The 20,182-nt window shown below is 66.9% G+C and carries 18 protein-coding genes; 10 read left to right on the top strand and 8 right to left on the bottom strand.

The window, feature by feature from the left end:
* Positions 1-116: 116 nt before the first annotated feature.
* Positions 117-749 (bottom strand): hypothetical protein, encoded by a 633-nt coding sequence (locus ACH4SI_RS15860; RefSeq protein ID WP_398296283.1) that lies wholly within the window; start codon positions 747-749, stop codon positions 117-119.
* Positions 750-771: 22 nt separating this feature from the next.
* Here ACH4SI_RS15860 and ACH4SI_RS15855 point away from each other — a divergent pair, with 22 nt between their 5' ends.
* A complete protein-coding gene (locus ACH4SI_RS15855) occupies positions 772-1,227 on the top strand; it encodes a hypothetical protein (protein ID WP_398296282.1) in 456 nt (151 codons plus the stop codon).
* A gap of 214 nt (positions 1,228-1,441) precedes the next feature.
* Positions 1,442-1,840 carry a peptidase inhibitor family I36 protein gene (locus tag ACH4SI_RS15850; RefSeq protein WP_398296281.1) on the top strand — a complete coding sequence of 133 codons (399 nt, stop codon included), beginning with the start codon at positions 1,442-1,444 and terminating at the stop codon, positions 1,838-1,840.
* A 374-nt stretch (positions 1,841-2,214) separates the two neighbouring features.
* On the opposite strand, the gene ACH4SI_RS15845 is transcribed toward ACH4SI_RS15850, so the two are convergent.
* Positions 2,215-2,418, bottom strand: coding sequence for a hypothetical protein (locus ACH4SI_RS15845; protein WP_398296280.1), 204 nt, complete (start codon positions 2,416-2,418; stop codon positions 2,215-2,217).
* A gap of 731 nt (positions 2,419-3,149) precedes the next feature.
* Between ACH4SI_RS15845 and ACH4SI_RS15840 the strand changes: the two genes are divergently transcribed.
* From ACH4SI_RS15840 to ACH4SI_RS15825, 4 genes are all read left to right on the top strand, one after another.
* On the top strand, positions 3,150-3,719 hold the full coding sequence (locus ACH4SI_RS15840; protein WP_398296556.1) for an HNH endonuclease family protein: 570 nt from the start codon (positions 3,150-3,152) through the stop codon (positions 3,717-3,719).
* A 244-nt stretch (positions 3,720-3,963) separates the two neighbouring features.
* Entirely contained in the window at positions 3,964-5,043 is a 1,080-nt protein-coding gene (locus ACH4SI_RS15835) for a glycosyltransferase family 4 protein (protein WP_398296279.1), read from the top strand.
* Between the two features lie 17 nt (positions 5,044-5,060).
* Positions 5,061-6,767 (top strand): hypothetical protein, encoded by a 1,707-nt coding sequence (locus ACH4SI_RS15830; protein ID WP_398296277.1) that lies wholly within the window; start codon positions 5,061-5,063, stop codon positions 6,765-6,767.
* Positions 6,768-6,869: 102 nt separating this feature from the next.
* Positions 6,870-8,567 carry a hypothetical protein gene (locus tag ACH4SI_RS15825; protein ID WP_398296276.1) on the top strand — a complete coding sequence of 566 codons (1,698 nt, stop codon included), beginning with the start codon at positions 6,870-6,872 and terminating at the stop codon, positions 8,565-8,567.
* A 278-nt stretch (positions 8,568-8,845) separates the two neighbouring features.
* Here the strand turns inward: ACH4SI_RS15825 and ACH4SI_RS15820 are convergent, their stop codons facing one another.
* Both ACH4SI_RS15820 and ACH4SI_RS15815 read right to left on the bottom strand, forming a co-directional pair.
* Positions 8,846-9,763 (bottom strand): hypothetical protein, encoded by a 918-nt coding sequence (locus ACH4SI_RS15820; protein WP_398296275.1) that lies wholly within the window; start codon positions 9,761-9,763, stop codon positions 8,846-8,848.
* Complete coding sequence (locus tag ACH4SI_RS15815; protein ID WP_398296274.1) at positions 9,739-10,032, bottom strand: hypothetical protein; 294 nt, start codon at positions 10,030-10,032, stop codon at positions 9,739-9,741. The genes ACH4SI_RS15820 and ACH4SI_RS15815 overlap by 25 nt, the downstream gene beginning before the upstream one ends.
* 1 nt (position 10,033) lies before the next feature.
* On the opposite strand from ACH4SI_RS15815, the gene ACH4SI_RS15810 reads away from it, so the two are divergent.
* The 4 genes from ACH4SI_RS15810 (at position 10,034) to ACH4SI_RS15795 (ending at position 11,847) form a co-directional block, all read left to right on the top strand.
* Positions 10,034-10,291 carry a MerR family DNA-binding protein gene (locus tag ACH4SI_RS15810; RefSeq protein ID WP_398296555.1) on the top strand — a complete coding sequence of 86 codons (258 nt, stop codon included), beginning with the start codon at positions 10,034-10,036 and terminating at the stop codon, positions 10,289-10,291.
* Positions 10,272-10,592, top strand: coding sequence for a hypothetical protein (locus ACH4SI_RS15805; RefSeq protein ID WP_398296273.1), 321 nt, complete (start codon positions 10,272-10,274; stop codon positions 10,590-10,592). The genes ACH4SI_RS15810 and ACH4SI_RS15805 overlap by 20 nt, the downstream gene beginning before the upstream one ends.
* 11 nt (positions 10,593-10,603) lie before the next feature.
* Positions 10,604-10,939: a YnfA family protein gene (locus ACH4SI_RS15800; RefSeq protein WP_398296272.1), complete on the top strand. Its 336-nt coding sequence runs from the start codon at positions 10,604-10,606 to the stop codon at positions 10,937-10,939.
* A gap of 212 nt (positions 10,940-11,151) precedes the next feature.
* The gene (locus ACH4SI_RS15795; RefSeq protein ID WP_398296271.1) at positions 11,152-11,847 is read left to right on the top strand and encodes an alpha/beta fold hydrolase; all 696 of its coding nucleotides are present in this window, start codon (positions 11,152-11,154) and stop codon (positions 11,845-11,847) included.
* Between the two features lie 119 nt (positions 11,848-11,966).
* On the opposite strand, the gene ACH4SI_RS15790 is transcribed toward ACH4SI_RS15795, so the two are convergent.
* The 4 genes from ACH4SI_RS15790 to ACH4SI_RS15775 all read right to left on the bottom strand — a co-directional run bounded on the left by ACH4SI_RS15790 (position 11,967) and on the right by ACH4SI_RS15775 (position 19,915).
* Positions 11,967-12,863, bottom strand: a complete 897-nt coding sequence (locus tag ACH4SI_RS15790) for a DUF5655 domain-containing protein (protein WP_398296270.1) — start codon at positions 12,861-12,863, stop codon at positions 11,967-11,969.
* Positions 12,864-13,538: 675 nt separating this feature from the next.
* Positions 13,539-16,664 (bottom strand): type I restriction endonuclease subunit R, encoded by a 3,126-nt coding sequence (locus ACH4SI_RS15785; RefSeq protein WP_398296269.1) that lies wholly within the window; start codon positions 16,662-16,664, stop codon positions 13,539-13,541.
* Between the two features lie 3 nt (positions 16,665-16,667).
* Positions 16,668-17,939, bottom strand: a complete 1,272-nt coding sequence (locus ACH4SI_RS15780) for a restriction endonuclease subunit S (RefSeq protein ID WP_398296268.1) — start codon at positions 17,937-17,939, stop codon at positions 16,668-16,670.
* Entirely contained in the window at positions 17,936-19,915 is a 1,980-nt protein-coding gene (locus ACH4SI_RS15775; protein ID WP_398296267.1) for an N-6 DNA methylase, read from the bottom strand. Before ACH4SI_RS15775 ends, ACH4SI_RS15780 begins: the two co-directional genes overlap by 4 nt.
* Positions 19,916-20,182 lie beyond the last annotated feature (267 nt).

Here is a 20,182-nt window from a genome sequence, read left to right as displayed (position 1 = left end):
CTCCGGGGCCGCACTTGCCGAGAACTCCTCGACCACACGCTCACCTGAAGCCCAAGGGGTTTGCACCTCCGCTCCGCGTCGCTGCCCCAGCCCCATGCGGGCCTTCCACGGCGGCATCAGCGAGCCCTCCGCCGGAAGCGGTCGTACTCCTTCCGGCGTGTCTCAGCCACCCGTTGAAGATGCGCGAGGGTGCCGTGGCGCCGGTGGCAGTGCGAGGCGCACTCGGCTGTCATGCCGGGCGGGTTACCGGTTACGTGTGCGATCTCGTCCGTCGGGCTGCCCGTGAAGGTGAGTGCCTGGTTGTACTCGGCGATCTCGCAGTCCGCGCCGGCCTCGTGCATCTGCAGGTCGAGCCGCCCGGTCATCTCTTCAGGGGCGTCGAACCAGAGTCGGCACCCCCGCTCCCCATACGAGCAAGTACATGTGCGCATGTCCTCCTTGAGCGCGATCCCGCAGAGCGCGTGCGTCAGGTGCCCGATGAGCACATCGTGGTCCGTCCAGCGGGCCCCTGCGAAGGTCAGGCGGGACCCGTAGGTGTTGGCGTGCTTGGTGTAGCCCGCCATGTCCAGCCAGTCGGCACCAGAGCGAAAGATCAGCAGTCGGCGCAGCAGGGCGCTCCCGAAGACCGCCGTCTCCCGCCAAGCTTCCTCGAACCAGCCGTGCTCATGCTCGAAGGCCCGCTCGCCCGGCGTCAGACCGCGGTACCGGCAGGGCGAGGGCTCGCCATGCTCAGCCCGCCTGTCCCTCACCGGTGCCGCTCACGCCGCACCAGTGGCCGCGGCCGCGCCCAGCTACCCGGTGGTGGCCACCAGCGTGGCCCACACCAACTACCTGATCCCCGACGACGGCGCGGGCAACGAGGGCACCTACTTGCAGGTGTACTACCGGGCCGACCACCCCTTCCCGCGCACCTTCACCTTCACCCCGGTCGCCACCCCGCACGGCCAGACGGTCTACAAGTGGACGATCGTCACCACCGGAAACTGCGCCGAGGTCAGGGGAGACGCCGGCACGTCGGTCTACCTGGCCAAGTGCCAGGACCGGAAGTCCGCGCAATGGTGGATCCTGCAGCCCACCACCGACGGATCCGCCAGGGCCCTGGTGCCCTACCTCAACGAGAACCTCGCCGTCACCGCCACCTACGGCGACGACAACGTGGCCCCCTTGCGGGAGATGCCCGGCGGCAACGCCACCGCCTCCCAGCTGTGGTACCTGGCCCGCCCCTAACCGACGGCCACCAGGCCCCGGCCCACGGCGGCCGGGGCCCTCACAGCAGTCGACCAACTGCGACGGGCCCCCTTGCAGCAATCATCATCTGGACGGGCGCATTCATCGGCGCTCGCGTCACCCAGCCTGGAGACGCGAGTCTGCGCTCCCCCCGACCGTGTGGTTTCGTCTTCCGACACCCGGGCGAGCGATGCGGCGGCTCTTCAATATGGGCATGAACCATCTCCTCTCCCGCGGCCTGGTGGCCGCCGCGCTGACCGTGCCCCTCCTGACCGCCGCAACTCCCGCTGCCGCGCCAGCCGACGCTGCCTCGGCAGAGATCGACTGCCCCGACGGCTACGTCTGCATCTACCCCGAGATCAACTTCGGCGGGCAGCCCTGGGTGAAACGCGCCGTCGACGGCAGCGTGAAGGACCTGCCCTCCGCCATCCGCGATCGCGGCAGCGCCGTGCGGAACAACTCCGGTCGCACCGCACGCGTCTACGAGAAACGCAACTTCGCCGGCCGGTGGGTGTGCGTCACCAAGAGCGGCGGATCGATCCACGACCTGCGCGGCTACAACCTCAACGACCAGACCCGCTCACTGCGCATCAACCGCAACGACTGCGGCTGACCCACCTCGGGCCCCTCGCTACGCGGCGCGTCCAGCCGGTCGTACAGCAGCCGTGTTCGGGCGAGGCATGCCTGCCAGATGGGAAGTGGCCCCAGCAACGACGAATGCCGCTCGGCCGGAACGGGGTACTCGGCGTCGCCGAGTATGTCATCGTTGCCGACGCCGACCCGCCGTACATCGTCCTCACCCGCATTCAGCTGTACTGACCCCTTGAACCCCTGCTGGCGACCCGCCGACGAGTGCGCTGCGCCAGACGTGTATGCATGTCCGCCATGCGTGCTGCCGAGCCGATGCCAGCAGGCTGGTGATGCCGGAGGCGTCGAGGTGGACGGCTGACCGCCGGGACCGGCCACCTCAGCCTGATCCGGCTCTCGCTACTCGTCCTCGTCCGGAGCCAGCCCCTCGACCAGCGCCAGATATCGTTCGACTGCTTCCTCCTCTAGGTCGTTCTCGATGGTCCGTACCAGGTCCAGAGCCGCGTTCCGCACCTCCACCGGGTCGATATGGCCGAATACCTTCTCGCCCCAGAGCGCTGTCTCCAGCCCGCTGCCGGGGAGCCTGCGCAACGCGCTGCCCATCTGCCCGGTCTCTCCCGGAGACACTGCGCGTTCGCCGATAAATGCGGCATCAGTAAGGTGTTCCAGGGCGTTCCGCACGGTACGCAGGAGCGGATCTTCCTCGGGCGGGGCTATTCCTCGTTCCTTATGGAGCCGAGAACGCCATTGCTCGAGCTGGAACGCCGCCCAGACCAAGGTGTGCTGCTCAGCCCATTCCTCGCGGAAGTCCCGGGCGAGCTCCTCCTCAGTAGGACTCCAATCTTCCATGCGCTCGTAATTGCGGTCGTTGACCGCAGCTCTGTCGCGGGCGTCTTGGACACGAGCGGCCTGTCGCAGGACGGCCTCGGCCCAGACACGGACGAACAGGAGAGCGTGTTCTTCTCCCTCGCGTGGGTTCCCGGGTACGGATGCGTGACCTGTCATGGCTGCACTCTCGCTCATCTGCTCCGAGATCGGGGCGCCCAGCAACCGCTGGTCCTACGTCAGGTACGCGCGCCGGCGGATGCCAGGGCGGTGTACCAGGTCGCTGGTCGGGCGAGGGCGCCGTCTAATCCACCGGTCCTCAACTGGGCTTCGAGGCGGGCTGCGCAGGTCAGCGGCATGATTCGGCGCGCCACCCCGTAGTCGTTGCTGGAGGTCATTTCGTGCGCACTTGCCGTGTTCTGGTCGCTGTGGCTGCTGCGGCTGCTGTCGGTGTCCTGCCCTCCGCTGGTGCGAGCGCAGCGGCCCCCACGAAGGACGCGGCGGTGACGCTGCCGCTACGCGAGGCCGTCGCCTCGCTGCCCGTGGCCGATGAGGACCGTACCGGTTACGACCGTGAGGAGAGCTTCGGCACCTGGACCGACGCGGACCGCGACGGCTGCAATACCCGCGCGGAGGTCTTGCTGGACGAAGCGCTGCAGGCGCCGGAGATGACCGGCCGGTGCACCCTGACCCCCGGCACCGGCCGCTGGTACTCCTGGTATGACGACCAGTACGTCACCAGCCCCCGTGATCTTGATGTCGACCACATGGTGCCGCTGGCCGAGGCGTGGGATTCGGGTGCCTCGGCCTGGCCCCGGGAGCGCCGTGTGGCCTACGCGAACGACCTGGCCGACCCGCGCCATCTGGTGGCGGTCACCAAGCGGTCGAACCGGCAGAAGAGCGACCGGGACCCGGCCGAGTGGATGCCGGATGAGGCGGTGCACTGCCGCTACACCGCCGACTGGGCCACCGCCAAGCTGCGCTACGCCCTGAGCGCCGACCCCGCCGAGAAGCGCACCCTCACCGAACTCGCCGACGGCTGCCCCAACGCCCCGCTGACCTACACCCCCGCTCCCTGACGGGCCACCAGCCGGTTCGCAGAAGGGCAGGGCCGCGCCGGACGACCGGCTGCCCCGCCCCAACCACGGCAGGACCTCTCGATGCATCACCCCACTCGAAAGGGAGTTCTTACAGGTGGAGACGGTGGCGTTACACCCGTACCGGCTGGCCGCGATATCCCCAGGGCGGCGTTTGTCCCTCGTGGCCCGGGTGTATGGGTATCCGCCGGATCACAACGCCGGTTCCGAGTGGATGCTGCACTCGATGCTCCGTCCTCTGGCCGAGCGCGGCCACCAGGTGGAGGTGTGGCTGTCGCATCCCGGAAAGACGGAGAAGTCGTACGAGATCGACGGAGTGCGGGTCGTCCCCTTCCAGGAAGGCATGGACTTCGCCGCCCGTGCCCAGAAGGCGGATGTGCTGTTGTCCCACTTCGAGAACGTGCCGGTGGTGGCAGGGCTCGCGCGGGACCGGCTCATCCCCCTGGCCGTGATCTGCCACGACAACTTCGCCGTGAGTTTCCACAACGCGGCGGGCGCTGACCTGGTGGTCTACAACAGCGAGTGGATCAGACGGGACGGCGAGATCTTCTACGCCCGCTACCCCCGGGAGTTCCTGCCCAGGCACAGCATCGTCGTCCGGCCGCCGGTGATCGCCGAGGAGTACCGCACACAGCCCGGCGACTGCGCGACCCTGGTCAACCTCAACTCCGACAAGGGCGGCGAGCTGTTCTGGCAGATCGCCGCCTGGACCCCGGACTGGAAATTCCTCGGTGTCCGCGGCGCCTACGGGCAGCAGATCATGCCGCCGCCACGGCTGCCCAACTGCGAAGTTCTCGACTCGGTGCCCGGACAGCGGATGCGTGAGCACGTCTACAGCCGTTCCCGCGTGATGCTCATGCCGAGCCTGTACGAGTCGTGGGGGCGGGTGGCGGTGGAGGCGTTCGCCTCCGGCATCCCGGTGATCGCCCACCCCACCCCCGGGCTGGTGGAGTCCCTGGGCGAAGCCGGCATCTTCGCCTACCGCGACGACCTCAACGCGTGGATCCACGCCCTGACGTCCCTGAAAGACCCGGACACCTGGGCCCGGGCCTCCCGCCGGGCCAAAGCGCGCTCCATCGAACTGAGTGCGGCCCCCGACCTCGACCTGTGGTGCGACGCCGTTGAAGCGCTGGCCAAGACACGCAGGCCGAACGGCTACCGCGGGCGCGCACTCGGCACGCTCGTCGACGCCGGCGAGATGGGCCGCAGCCCTGGAAGCGACGCCGCGGCCCAGAAGGCCGAACCGCACGTCCGCCACGGCGCCGCGGCACACGGGCGAACCGTGGCCAATTCTGTCGATCTGTAACGAACGGACGATACGCCATGACCGAGGCAACGCTTCTGTCCAGTCCTGAACCTGTCATCGTCATCGAGCCCCGTGCGGCGATTGCGCCGACCATCAGCGCACCCCTCGCTCCCTACACCCACATCCGGCGCTTCGACTACTCCGGCAGTGTCCAGGACTTCACCGTTCCCCCCGGCGTCACGGCGATCAACGCCCGCTGCTGGGGCGGCGGGGGCAGTGGAAGCGGCATTGCGGGCGGGACTGGGGGCGGGGGCGGTTTCGCCACCGGGGACATCGCCGTCGTGCCCGGGGAGACCCTGCGGGTTGTCGTCGACCTGGGAGGAGGCCCTCACGGTGGGGGTGGAATGAGCGGCCTGTTCAGCCAGCGGCTGGGGCAGACGCTTCTGATCGCCGGAGGAGGCGGAGCGGGCCTCATGAATGCCGGTAGCGCGCGTGGTGGTGCGGGCGGCGGCATCAGCGGTTCCGACGGACAAATGTATTCGACCGGCGTGTGGACAGGGCCGCCGGCGCGTGGTGCATCGGGTTCCACGGGCGGTGCTGGTGCGTCGACCAGCAACTACTACGCGGGGCGCGGAGGCAACACCGGCCAGAACGGTGGCACCAACGTGAGGGGAGAGGCCGGGGGCCAGGTGCCGATCCCGGGCATGGGGGCCGGCGGGGGCGCAGACTGGGGCAACCCTGCAGGTGGGGGCGCCGGCTATGCGGGTGGCGGTGGAGGGATGGGCTTCGGCAGCTCGGCCGGCTCCATTTCCAGCGGCGGGGGCGGTGGCAGCAGTTTCGTGAGCGGTCCTGGCGTCACCGGCGGACGTACCGTGGCCGGTAACGGCACCAGTGCGGGCGGTAAAGACGATCCTCTGTATCAGTCTCCTGCCGGTGACGCGGGTAACCGCGGCCAGGTGGTACTGCAGTGGGCCGAGTTCACCGTGGTGCCCGGGGGGCCGCCGGATGTGGAGCTGAGGCAGGGCGGACCGGTCGGGTACCCGGGCGTGCGGGTCGAGGCTGGTGTGGCGATCGACCCGGTGTCGGTGATGGTGGCCCTGCCTGGCGGCCGCGGTCTGCTGTTCGGCACGCAGACGCTCGCTGACTACCAGCTGACCCTCCAGAGCGCCGACGGGCAGACCACCTCCTACATGGGGACCCTGTCAGCGGACGGAACCTCGCTCGTCTTCACGAACGTGGACCTGGAGCTGCCCGGCACGACGGTGATGTGGGTCGCCGTGAGCGCCGGGCACGACGCCCCGCTCGGAGCCACCGCCCTGACCTTCACCATCGGCGGAAAGACCTCGCCCTCCACCACGGTCGTCGTCACCCCCGGCTTCAGCGTGTCCCCCGGCGGCGCCCCGGTGACGGCGGAGCAGGGAGGATGGCCGGTGTATCCGGGCGTGGAGGTGCGCAACAACGGATCCCAGGCCATCCCGCGGCAAACGGTCACCGCGAAACTCCCCGCCGGCGCCGACATGCTGTGGGGCACGCAGGACAACCCCGACCACCAACTGACCGTCTGGGACGCAGGCGGCAACACCACCGTCTACATGGGCACCATCTCCGACGACGGACAGACCCTGACCTTCACCGACGTCGACCTGGCAATCCCCAATGCCGGATCGACGTCGGTCATGTGGGTCTGCGTCAGTGCCGCCGACGACACCCCAGCGGGACCCACCAGCGTGGAGTTCACAGTCGGCGACCGGAACTCACCATCCACGACCATCAACGTCATCTGAGCACGCCGCACGCTCTTCCGGAGCAGGAAAGAACTCGTCGGACCGCGGTGAAACACCGCTGGGACATCTGAGCGTCTGTCGATCTGTAATGAAAGGACGGCCATGACCGAGGCCACCCTCGTGTCCACCCCCGAACCCGCCATCGTCATCGAGCCCCGTGCGGCCATTGCGCCGACCACCAGCACACCCCTCGCTCCCTACACCCACATCCGGCGCTTTGACTACTCCGGCAGCGTCCAGGACTTCACCGTTCCCCCTGGCGTCACCACCATCAACGCCCGCTGCTGGGGCGGCGGCGGCAGTGGAGCCGGCACCGGGGGCGGCGGCGGCTTCGCCACCGGCGACATCGCCGTCACGCCCGGGGAGACCCTGCGGGTCGTTGTCGACCTGGGAGGAGGCCCGAGTGGCGGGGGCGGAATGAGCGGCCTATTCAGCCAGCGGCTGGGACAGACGCTCCTGATCGCCGGCGGAGGCGGAGCGGCATGGAATGTCGTTGATGCGCGTGGTGGTGCGGGCGGCGGCACCAGCGGTTCCGATGGAGTGCCCTACGCGCGGGGTGGGTGGACAGGGCCGCCGGCGCGTGGAGCGTCGGGTTCAACCGGCGGCGCCGGCGGGGCCATTTCCACCAACACCAGTTACGGGGGGCGTGGCGGCAACACCGGCCAGAACGGTGGCGCCAACGTGCACGGAACCTCCGGGGGCCAGGTGCCGATCCCGGGCATGGGGGGCGGCGGCGGCGCAGGCTACGGCGGCAACACCGGTGGCGGCGCGGGCTACGCGGGCGGCGGCGGAGGGCTGGGCATCGGCGGTACGGCAGGCGCCTTTTACAGCGGCGGTGCCGGTGGCAGCAGCTTCGTGAGCGGTCCTGGCGTCACCGCAGGGCAGACCCGGGCCGGCAACGGTTTCCAGGCAGGCGGCAAGGACGATCCCCTCTACCAGTCGCCCGTCGGTGACGCGGACAACCACGGCCAGGTCGTGCTGCAGTGGACCGAGTTCACGCTGACCCCTGGCGGGCCCCCGGACGTGGAGCTGAGGCAGGGCGGACCGGTCGGGTACCCGGGAGTGCGGGTCGAAGCCGACGCGGCGTTCGACCCGGTATCGGTGACGGTGACCCTGCCTGGCGGCCGCGGTCTGCTGTTCGGTACGCAGACGCTCGCCGACTACCAGCTGACCGTCCAAAGCGCCGACGGGCAGACGGCCCCCTACATGGGCACCCTGTCAGCGGACGGAACGTCGCTGGTCTTCACCGGCGTGGACCTGGAGCTGCCCGGGACATCCGTGATGTGGGTCGCCGTGAGCGCCGGCCACGACGCCCCGCTCGGAGCCACCGCCCTGACCTTCACCATCGGAGGAAAGACCTCCCCCTCCACCACGGTCATCGTCACCCCCGGCTACAGCGTGTCCCCCGGCGGTGCCCCGGTGACCGCGGAGCAGGGAGGATGGCCGGTGTATCCGGGCGTGGAGGTGCGCAACAACGGATCCCAGGCCATCCCGCGGCAAACGGTCACCGCGAAACTCCCCGCCGGCGCCGACATGCTGTGGGGCACGCAGGACAACCCCGACCACCAACTGACCGTCTGGGACGCAGGCGGCAACACCACCGTCTACATGGGCACCATCTCCGACGACGGACAGACCCTGACCTTCACCGACGTCGACCTGGCAATCCCCAATGCCGGATCGACGTCGGTCATGTGGGTCTGCGTCAGTGCCGCCGACGACACCCCTCCCGGACCCACCAGCCTGGAGTTCACCATCGGCGACCGGAACTCACCATCCACGACCATCAACGTCATCTAAACAGGCTGTTGCTGCCTCGTAGACGGGCGGCGGGCGTTGCGCTGTGCCGGGACCGCCGAGGTCCCGGGGTGCCGTGCTGGCAGAGACCGAGGAGTCGGCGGTGGACTGCTGGCACGGCGGTGACACGCAGGGTGTTGCCCTGGCCGCGCTGGGTGGGCATGACGAAAACGATGGCATTCGCCAACGACCTCGTGTACTCCCAGCTCGTCGCGGTCTCCGCCCGCTCCAACCGTTGAAGGCTGACAAAGATCCCGCCGCTGGCAGCCGCCGCTCGCCGACTACCGCTGCACCCACAGCCGTGCCCGGGTCTCGGGGACTGGCCATCGACACCGCCGGGCGCTCGGCTCTGGAGGGCCCGCTCGACACCTGTGCCCTAAGGAACCTCCCGGCGCGCTGAGCCCTCGGCGCGCCGGGAAGGCCAGGACGAAGGCGCGCTGGGCCTCGCAGGTGGCCCGCTCACCGGCGACACCGTGCTGCTCGGCCTCGCCGCGGGCGGCGGCGTACGCGGCGGCCGCGCGCTCCATGTCGCCCTGGACCCACCACACGTCGCCCATCACGCGGTGGTGGCGGCCTGCCCAGCCGAGGGCCTGGGCGGTTTCCATGGCAGTGGGGAAGTCGCCAGCGAGGCGGGCCAGGCCGCGGCGGGCGGCGGGGGCGAGGCGGCCTCCGCCGTCGGCGACCAGCTGCATGCCGCGCCGGGAGTCGTCGGAGCGGCCGAGATCGCGTTGGGCCTTGGCCCGGTAGTAGACGGCCATCTCGTGCAGGTCGGTGGGCAGCAGGCCGGTGTCGACGACGGCGATGAGCCGGTCGACGGTGCGCTCGCGGTGCTCGTGCTGCCGCCGGGCCAGGGTGCTGAGCGTCTCGACCAGGGCGTCGGCCGCTGTCTCCAGCCCAGCAGCCGCCTCGTGTGGGGCAGGCGGGGCGAGCGGTTCCCAGACCGAGTCGCTGATGTAGGCCCAGGCCGCGTCGGCGAGCCAGCCGAGATCGAGACGGTGGTCCCGGGCCAGCATCAGCCCCTGGCGCAGGCAGGCGACCAGCAGCATCCGGTTGTCGGGGCTGACGCTCCATTGCCTGCCCACCGCGGCGAAGGCCCGCCGGGCCGCCTTGGACCAGTCACCGGGGGACCAGCGGTCGTCGGCCTGGTCGTCAGCGTTGCGGATGGTGGAGCGAATCAGCCCGGGAGGGAGTAGCGCCATACGCCGAAGACGTTCTCGCGGACGAAAGGGCGCTCGATCAGGCGCACCGATGGTGCCTCATGGGTCATGCCCGCAGTCTGGGTAGCCAGGGCCAAGTCGAAGGCGTCCAGGAGTGAGACCGAGCGCAGGACGTACCGCTCGTCGGGGGTGAGGTCGGACAGGGTACGGGCGATCAGAGTTGGGAAGTCGTGGTCGAAGTCGGCCGCCTCTACGGCGAGGACGCAGTGACCACGCTGCGGGTGATCAAGGCCGCCCAGGCTCGGGTTCACGCTGGAGGAAGTCGCCGAGCTGCTGGAGGTCGGCCGCCACCGGCACGGCCGTCCCGTCGCCGGGCTCCAGGAGCGGGCCGCGGCCAAGCTCGCCGAGGTCGACGCGAAGATCGCCGACCTGACCACCATCCGCACCGCCCCGGCCACGGCCGTCGAAGCCGGGTGCGACGACCTGACCGTCTGCGCCGGAAATGCGTGCTGCCCCATCCCCTTCACCGACCTCGCCGAGGAGAACCGCCATGCCGACCCCTGCTGTTGACCCCCGCCCCCATCGCACCCCGAAGGCGCTCGGAGGTCTGGCCGCCCTGGCGTGTGTGGCGTGCTGCGCGCTGCCCGTCCTGATCACGGCGGGCGTCGTCGGGGCCGGCGCCGGGGCGGTGGTGGGCTGGCTGCCTGCCGTCGCCGTCGCCCTGGCGGTGCTCGCCGCCGGAACCTGGTGGCTCAGCCAGCGCCGCCGCGCCTGCTCCTGCTCCTGCGCACCGAAGGCCCCTGGTGAGAACGGGTGCGGCTGCCAGGGGCCCGGGGACCCACTGAAGATCACGGGCGCGGGCCGCCGGTAGGGTCCGACGGTATGACTGTCGCTCGTTCCGTTGCCCTGTTCGTCGTCGCCGCTCTCTTCGAGATCGGCGGCGCCTGGCTGGTCTGGCAGGGCATCCGCGAGCACAAAGGCTGGATCTGGATCGGCGCCGGCGTCATCGCGCTGGGCCTGTACGGGGTGGTGGCCACCTTCCAGTCCGACGACAACTTCGGCCGCATCCTGGCCGCGTACGGCGGGATCTTCGTGGCCGGATCGATCGCCTGGGGCATGGTCGCCGACGGTTACCGCGCCGACCGGTGGGACGTCATCGGCGCCCTGGTCTGCCTCACCGGCATGGCCGTGATCATGTATGCCCCCCGCAGCCACTGATCCACGCTTCGCCCTGGACTTCCGACAGCACGTGCCCCGCTCGTTACAACTCCCCACTCCGTTGAACTTCGGACCGAGTGGGGCGACGAGCAGCCCTGCCCGTTTTCAAGGGTTCTGGCCGCGATTCCGTGAATGATCTTCGCCCCCTGTCTGGCGCGGCGGCTACGTCTACAGTTGCTCGAAGGGCAGCCGCGGCAGACGTGGAGGCAGCGTTGAGGGTCGTGTTCGTCCATGGGGCGTGTGTGCGGGACGGGTCGTGGTGGTGGCACCGCACCGCCGAGCTGCTGCAGGAGCGAGGGGTGTCGAGCGTGGCCCCGGCGTTGCCGAGCTGCGGGGAGGCGGGCGTGCCCGGCGGTGCGGACGGTCCGGGGCTGTCCGAGGACGTTACGGCGGTGCGGCGGGCGCTGCTGGACAGCGACGAGCCGACCGTTGTGGTCGCCCACAGCTACGGCGGCATCGTCACCGCGGAAGCCGCGGCGGGCGTCGGGTCGGTACGCCATCTGGTGATGATCTCCAGCTACCTGCCCGAGGTCGGGCAGAGCCTGTCGCAGTTCGGGGACGGCAGCCCCGCCCCATTCCTCGACGTCGACCTCGACGCCGGCACCTTCGGGGTCCGCCCCGAGCTGCTGGTGGACACCTTCCTGCAGGACTGCGACCCCGAAGTCCAGGCGCAGGCCGCGGACCACCTCGCCCGGCAAAGCGCGCAGGTGACCGGGCAGCCGGTCGGGGCGGCCGCATGGCAGCAGGTGCCCTCGACGTACCTGGTCTGTGCCCAGGACCGGGGCACCCCGCCGCCCCTCCAGCGTGAGTTCGCCCGCCGGGCCAGCAGGGTCGTCGAACTCGACGCCGGCCACCACCCGTTCCTGTCCCAGCCTGCCGCAGTCCGTGACCTGCTGCTGAGTCTGTGACGCCAGGGACAAGATCATTCACGGAATCGCGGCCAGAACCGTTTTCAAGAATCCCCCCATCAACGCACGTCGAAAGGCATCACCCTGCGACCACAGAGCAACCAGAGGGCAGCAGGCGATCACGCAGCCGCGTAGCTGGCCCGGAACAGATCCTGCGCCCGCTCCACATCTCGCGGCGTACGCAGCTGCACCTCCAGATCACCCGTCCCGTGGTGACCGAGACCAGACACATCCCGGGTGAAACCCGGAACGAGGTCGACATCCGTCGGGTCGACCTTCAGGTAGACCAGCAGCTTGCTGCGCTGCGGCGGGCAGAGACAGGCGAAGTTCCGAAGCCGCTGATACGCCCGGTACTGCTTGCGCTCGACGCGGTTCACGCCGTCCCCGAGCCCGAGCAGTGCCTCGTCGACCGCGCTCGCCAGCTCCACCATCGAGGCGCCCTGGCCATCGGCCACCGCCCGAGCGACCGCCTGGCGCCGCCCCCGGCGAGCCGCCTGCATGCCGCCGCTCACGGACGCCACAGTCTCAAGCCCGAGCAGTTCGCTGCCGAAGAATCGGTAGCGGACCAGGTCGATCGACCGCCGGTGCTCACGCACGGCATGCACGTCGTAGCGCGTGAAGTCGCCGGCGATACAGATCAGGCGCGGGCCGCTCCACAGGACCTGAGACGCGGCCGTCACCCCGAGCCGGTCGCGGACCAGGTGCTCGAACTCGGCACGATGATCCACCAGCCACGCCAGGTAGAACAGGCCCTGGTTGATGACACCGGCGTCGACGCCGCGCTTGTACTCGACGATGACCGGCGATCCGTTCTCGTCCAGCCCGAGCGAATCGATCCGGCCCGCGTGCACCAGCCCGGTGCCGTACTCGCTCGCCAGGAACCGGACGCCCAGCAGCGTCTCCATATTCGCCTCGACGAGGCCCTGCACATCTGCCTCGATCTCAGCAAGACGCGGCGTGACTTCGGTCACGCCGCTATTCGTCGTATCCGTGCGGAACAGCTTCAGGCCCGACACCTTCCCCTCCTCGGCTCCAAGATCCCCAACGCCGAGCCGGGTCAGGATTATTTCCGCGAGGGGCTTCGAGGGTGTGAAGATGATGTGAGCCGCTGCATCCGGGCCACCGAGAGGCACCCACGCCCCACGGTCCCGCGGATCACCAAATCCCACATACGTCCCCCCGGCTCGCGGGACGAGCGCCCGGAAGACTGCGTCTGCGCAGGTCAGCCCCCGTAGCTCAGTGGATAGAGCAGCCTTCTAAGCACCTGCTCTGTTCGTCTTCATAGCCGACCACGCGTCCACCTCGCGGCCGGGAAGTCGCTGCCCTCGCACCTGTTCTACCCGCACCAAGATTCGAGCCGCGCCCATGGGAAGCCCTGATCGAAGGCCACCAGAAAGAGCGGGTCCCCCGGGCAGGCGGAGTAATTTCGCCGCGACCACGAACCAGGAGAACGCAGTCAGTTGGATCGACCACCATGACGGCGGAAACGCGAAACGCCGTCGGCGCTCCGGCCCTTTCCTGACGTGCCGTACGACCCGAAGCCCACCAATCGTACGGCGGGCGTCGGGGCGTACATCAGCACCTTGCACCGTTCAGAGCGGCTACTGCAGTCGCTAACGCTCCCGGTCCGGCCTTGGGCCCTTTCATCGCACTCGGTGGCTGACAGGTACCCGGAGCAGCACTTGTGCCTGTCAGGGTCGTGGCGTGTCACCCCCTCCGGAATCCTCCTGCTCGGCGTCCAGGCGGACGCCATGGAACGCCCCAGCGATGATGCTGTTCAGACCCCTGCCGTCACCGACGACCTCCGCTACTGCCTTGCCCAGCTCTCCGGGGGCGGCGAGCAAAGTGTCCAGGATCCGATCGCGGACCTTCTCTGACTTCAGGAAGTTTTCCAGGCTGTTCTCCAGTGCCCTCGACTTCAGCATCTCATCTGACTTCGCCGCCTGGATGACAAGCGCCATCAAACCCGCAATGGCCGACTCCGAGAGGTCGTCGAACAGAGTGTTAAGGGTGTCGATGACCTCCAGTAGCGGGACCATCTTGGGATCCTTCACCGTGGCCGTCCCCACCGCGGTCGGCCCGGTCAGCTTGTCCCCCTTCTGCGTGACCGAGGCATTAGTGACGCCCTTATCCTTCTGCTCGATGGCGACCAATCGGGCGCTTGAGATATCGATCTCGTCGCGCGTGCGCTCGGCTTTGATCCACTGTGCAAGTTCGCGGCAGAAGGAGGATAGATCTTCCAGCGGGGAACCCGAATATTCGTAGACTTGCGACAGGAAGTCGTATAGCCGCACGAACGAGGAGACGTTCTTCCGAAACTGCTCGAGACGTTCGACGTCCTGAGTGTTCTCGTCGCCAATAGCCTGCTGCCATTTACGGGCGAACTCGTCCTGAGGTCGACTCATCGCCGCGGTAATCATGTTGCGATCGCGGCACTGAACGCCTTGGGTAAACTGGGCAACGTCTTGCGCATCAAAGATGCCAAAGGTCCGCAGCCCCATCGCCAATACGTGCAGTTGGTTAGGGTCGGTCTCGGTCTCAAGTTCGGCCTCTTCGTACCATTTCGCAAAGGCCGCCTGGATGTCCTTGGGCTCGTTCACAAAGTCCAAAATAAACACCCGATCCTTGACCAGGTTGTCCATGCGGAAGGTGCGATTGAGACGCGAAAGGGTCTGTACTGCCTGGATGTCCTCTAGTCGCTTATCGACGTACATCGCACAGAGCAACGGCTGATCGAATCCAGTCTGGAATTTGTCTGCCGCTATCATTACGCGGTAATTCGGCTCGGCGAACGCCGCGGCCAGGTCGGGGCCGACACCAGGATTCATCTTGGCCTCGGAGACCTTGTCATGGATGCCGAAGTCCGGATCGTCCAAGGTGCCGGAGAAGGCCACCAAGGTGCCCAAGTCGTACCCCTTGGACTTGATGTACTTGTCGATCAGCACCTTGTACCGCAGCGCGTGCTTGCGCTCCGAGGTGACAATCATGGCCTTCGCATGGCCACCAAGCATGCCTGCCACGTTGGCACGGAAATGCTCGACGATGATCTCCACCTTCTGGGAGATGTTCGTCGGGTGCAGACGCACGAACCGCTTGAGGGCCTTGGCCGCAGCCGTCTTCTCGACCAGATGGTCCTCGTCGTCTACGGAGGTGTTGACACCCTTCTTCTTGATCACCTCGGCGATCTGGTAAACGGTGCCGTAGTACTGGAAGCGAGGCAGAACGTCCAGGATGAAGCCCTCTTGGATGGCCTGCTTCATCGAGTACACGTCGAACGCGGAGGGCTTGGCATCGGGCGTCTTTCGGCGCCCGAACAGCTCGACCGTCTTTGACTTCGGGGTGGCGGTGAACGCGAAGAACGACACGTTCGGCGTCGGAACGTCTGCGAAGGCGTTGATCGTATCCTCGGCGTCGACTTCCGCGCCCTCGTCGACCTCCTGGCCGCCGGCGCGCAGCACTTGCCGCACCTTCTTCGCCGTGGCTCCGGCCTGCGATGAGTGTGCCTCATCCGCGATGACCGCAAAGCGGTGTCCGGCCAGCGAGTCGTCTTCTGACAGAAGCTTCAGCACGGCCGGGAAGGTCTGGATGGTCACCACAACGATGCGGCGCCGGTCCTGCAGGGCCTTAAGCAGGGCACGCGACTTGGAACCTGCATCGGTGCGAGCCCGCCTGTCGACGTTATAGACGTAATCCCGCTTGCCCTCGATCTGGAGGACCGCTCGCTGCATCTGATCGTCCAGTACCGTACGGTCGGTGATCACCACCACGGTGTCGAAGATCTTGCGGCCTGCTTGATCGTGCAGATTCGATAGGTGGTGCGCGGTCCAGCCGATCGTATTCGTCTTGCCCGAGCCCGCGGAGTGCTGGATCAGGAACCGCCCGCCTGCGTTCTCAGCCTGGACCTGCTCAACCATGCGCGAGACGGCCTGCCACTGGTGGAACCGTGGGAAGATGACGTTGGTCGACGTTTTGCGCTCACGCGTGATCAGGTTCGTGCTGGTCTTCACGTCCACGAACAGCATGGACCCGAAGATGTCGAGCCAAGTGTCGCGGGCCATGACCTGCTCCCATAGGTACGCGGTAGCCGGCCCGTCTTCGTTGACCGGATTGCCTGCGCCACCATCCTTGCCCTGGTTGAAGGGGAGGAAGTAGGTGTTCTCGCCGTCCAGTCGGGTGGTCATCCGGACTTCGGACTCGGTGACCACGAAGTGCACCAGGGCTCCGGTACCGAACGCCAGCAGTGGCTCCCCCTTGGGGTTGCGGTCCTGCGCGTACTGCTTGACGGCCGCCTCAATGGACTGCTTGAACTTGGTCTTCAGCTCGAATGTGGCCACCGGGATGCCGTTAATGAATGCGACCAAGTCGATGCTGTCGTGGGGCTTCTGCTGCGAATAGTGCACCTGCCTCATGATCCGCAGGCGCACTTTGTCGTAGGCCGCGACGCGGGTGACATTGGTCGGGTCAGCAGAGCGCCACTGGACCATCTTCAGTTCATCACGCAGTCCAACGGGCACGCTCGAGCGCAGTAACTGTAGAGTCCCTCCCGGGCCGCCGCCTTTGTTGTCGAGAGGCGTGGCGCGGAGCTGAACGATCAGGTCCAGCAAGGCGTCCTTCGCCGCGACTGCCCGAGGGCCCGATCCGATGCCTCGCGCCCACTTCTGCGGAGCCATGTCTTGGAACCATCTGAAGACGTCCTGCGGGAACAGGGCACGTTTCGCGTCATACCCCTCGTCGTTCGGCGAGTACTCCCAGCCGCGCGCCGCGAGATACTCGCATATCTGCCGCTCGAACTGTTCCTCATACGTCAGGTCCCCCACGGCTCAGGCCCCCTTCATGATGTCGATTTGGCCGGTCACGGCCGCAGTAATCAGCGCGATGCGGCGTTCCTTGGCGAGTTCGACGTGCCGTTGTGTCTTCGCGATCAGGCTGTCGATCTCCGCTGTTACCTGGTCCAAGTGCTTCAGGTTGCGACTCTGCTCTTCGAGGAGGGGTACGTTCAGCGGAAGGTTCAGGATTTCGTCCCTGCTGATGTTCAGCATCGAGGCACTCGCGCCGCTGGCGGCCATCTCGATCAGATCTCTCACTCGGCGGCTGGCCAGGAGGTGGGCGACGTATCGCGGCACCGCCTTGGACGCGTCGAGGTTGAGAGCGTAGAGCTTGTCGCTCAGCATAAGCCGCGGGTAGTTCCCGGTCACGACGGCTGCGCTGCCGACGAGATCACGAGTGTTGGCTCGGGAGACTACGAGTTCACCCGGCCGCACTACGGTGGACGGACGTGGCTCCAATTCCGCCGGGAGTTCCTTATTTTCTTCCGGGCGGAAGACCCCGTGGTTGGCTGCTCCAGCTTTCAGAACCGCCCAGGTCTGGACTCCGTCGCCCGGCCATGGAAGGCACTGGGGGCTCCATCCCTGCCGGACCGAGCACACCACGTGCTTCAGCCGCGTATCAGGCACCGCTGGCTCAGCCGTGGCAAGGGCATGCTCCACGACCGCTTGCTTGCGCTCCTGTAGACGACCAACAAACCGCTCCTGCGCGGCAATTAGCTCATCGATGTGGGCCGTCTCACGGTCTAGTCGGTCCGCGATGGCTGTTTGCTCAGGGCCGGAGGCAAGCGGGAGAGGAACAGTCGCCAGCTTCTCAGCAGTCAGATGTGGCATAGAGACGACGTTGCAGTACCTACGGACAAATCCAGTGGCTCGCAGGGCGATCAGGTAGTAGGTCAGGAATCGCCCATCGTGGCCGGCTTCTGGCCGCACCCGATTGATCGAGTTCTGGAACCCCCACCCGGCGAGGTTGCCGCTAATGTATGCGGCACGTCCGAAGCCGCCCTGCCCGCCCTCGACAACGACGACGTCGCCCTGCTGGAGGGTGAGATCATCCAACTCGCGGGAAGAGAACCACATTTCCTTGACGTCATCGAGCGCCAGGACGCCGTCCGGCTGGACATTGGCCGCTCGCATGTACGGAGCGAGTACGTCGTCTCCAGTGTCTTTCGTCTGAAGCATCTTGCCGAGAGTGACACGCCCCAGGTGTTTGACCTGACCCATCATCCACGGCAGCTGGGCATCTCCCCAGGGGCGCGGGGTGCTCACTTCTTCGCCTCCACCTTGTGCAGCAGCCCGAGGATCTCCTGCAAGGACTCCTCGAGGTCGGCGTCGATCTCAGCTAGCGAGCGCGGGGGTACGTACTTGTAGAAGTGGCGGGTGAAGGGGATCTCGTAACCCACCCGGGTCTTGGTGTGGTCGATCCAGGCGTCCTCGCGGTGTGGGCGGACCTTCGCGTCAAAGTACGCCTCGATGGTGGCGTCCTTCGCATCATGGATCTTGGCATGCCCCTCCCACCCGAAGGGGACGTTCTCGGTCTCACGCAGGTAGGGATCAGCCTCCGCGTCACCCTTGTTCTTTCCTGACTGGATGCGGCAGATATCAGCGTTCTTGTCGCGTTCGCCCAGGGTTTGCCATAGAGCCTTGCGTTGCGCAGCGGTAAGGCTGATAGCGCGGGAAGCGAGATGCTTCCCTAGGTCGCCGAGGAAATTTTCCCGGTTGAGATAGTGCCCCCCATTGAAGGACTTCAGGGCCTCTACCAGGCCGGCGATATTACTGAGTGCTTTGTGCTCGGCAATTCGGGCGACCCTCTCGGGCGTGGTCTCGAAGTTCAGACGCCAAGGCCGCTCCACAGTGATCTGCCAGAAGGCGAAGTCGAGGTTGCCGAATACCTTGGAAGTGTCCGAAGACTCCATGTCAGCGTATTGCTGCAGTACGCGCTCACGGGCTCCCTCGTCGATCTCAACGCGCTTGGAGCCCAGAGACTTTCGCATCTTGACGCCGAGTGCCGTGGCATCGATAAGCTGCACCTTTCCTTCACGCTCTGAGCGCTTATCGTTGTCGAAAATCCACAGATAGGTAGGGATGCCGGTGTTGTAGAACATGTCGTTCGGCAGCGCGACAATAGCTTCGATCAAGTCATTCTCCAGCAGCCATCCCCGGATGTTGCTGGGGCCACTGCCCGCGCCACCGGAGAACAGCGGGGAGCCGTTCAGAACAATGCCGGCTCGTGCGCCACCGTCTTGACTGTCCGCCGGGTTCATTTTTGCGATGGCATGCTGGACGAAAAGTAGGGCACCGTCTGAGGTCGGTGGCAGCCCCGCCGCGAAGCGGCCGACGGAGCCCTTCTTGTGCTCGTTCTCCACGTTCTCGGCGATGTTCTTCCAATCCACGCCGTAGGGCGGGTTGGAGAGAATGTAGTTGAACCTGTCGTCCGGGAACATGTCCCTGGTCAAGGTGTTGCCCAGCGCGATGTTCTGCGGGTTCTGCCCCTTAGCGAGCATGTCGGAGCGGCACATTGCGTACGACTCGGATCGCAGTTCTTGTCCGTACAGGAGGAGCTCGGCGTCCGGGTTCATGCGGTGCAGGTGCTCTTCGGCCACGCTGAGCATGCCGCCGGTGCCGACGGTGGGATCATAGATGCTGCGGATGGCGTCGCGGGACAGCGCGTTGTCGTCCTCGGCGAACAGCAGGTCCACCAGCAGGTTGATCGCGTCGCGGGGGGTGTAGTGGTCGCCGGACTCGGCATTCGACGACTCGAAGTCCTTGTAGATGAGGTGCTCGAACAGCTCGCCCATCTTGGAGTTCGGCACGGCCTCAGGTGACAGATCGAGGTCACGGAACTGGCGGACAATAGTAGTGAGGATGCCCCCCTTCCTCATGCGCTCGATATGCTGAGGGAAGTGGAAGTTCGCGAAGACGTCGATGTCGCTGCTGAACCCTTGGACGTACTCCAGCAGGTTGTCGGCCATGTCGTCACTGGAGTCATACACGGAGGCCAAGGTGTGCTTCGTCGTGTTATAGAACTTCACGCCGCCGGTGACCGACCTGATTGCCTTGACTCGCAACACCTCGCTCCGCTCCTGAGCGACGATCGCGGCAACCTGATCTCGGTGGGGGGCCATGACGCACTCCAGGCGACGGAGGATCGTCATAGGCAGGATGACGTCACCCGCCTTGTTGCGGGCATAGACACCACGCAGGGTGTCGGCAACGGCCCAGACGTCCTTCTCTAGGTCGACCACTTGAGTTGTCCTTCCTGACACAGATGCAGCGGAGCCCCTGCTGAGAGGCTGCCCAGTGACGGCTCTGGTCCGCACCCGAAAATGTAGAGGGTCCCACCGACAGGCCCGAGGCCATTCAACAGGCAACGCCCATCTCGGGCAAAAGGTCCGCTTCGCGCCCCGCCAGCCGAAGACCAGTGCACCTGGGCACCACTGGGGTCAGAGACTCCCAATCCTGTACTTGTACAGCTCTGGCATACGCGACAATGAGGATACGGGAGGGCTAGC

It is taken from the genome of Streptomyces sp. NPDC021212 (genome assembly GCF_044332925.1).
Classification (GTDB): Bacteria; Actinomycetota; Actinomycetes; order Streptomycetales; family Streptomycetaceae; genus Streptomyces.
The sequence above is the reverse complement of the archived record's forward strand: the minus strand, read 5'-3'. Positions and strand labels throughout refer to the sequence as shown.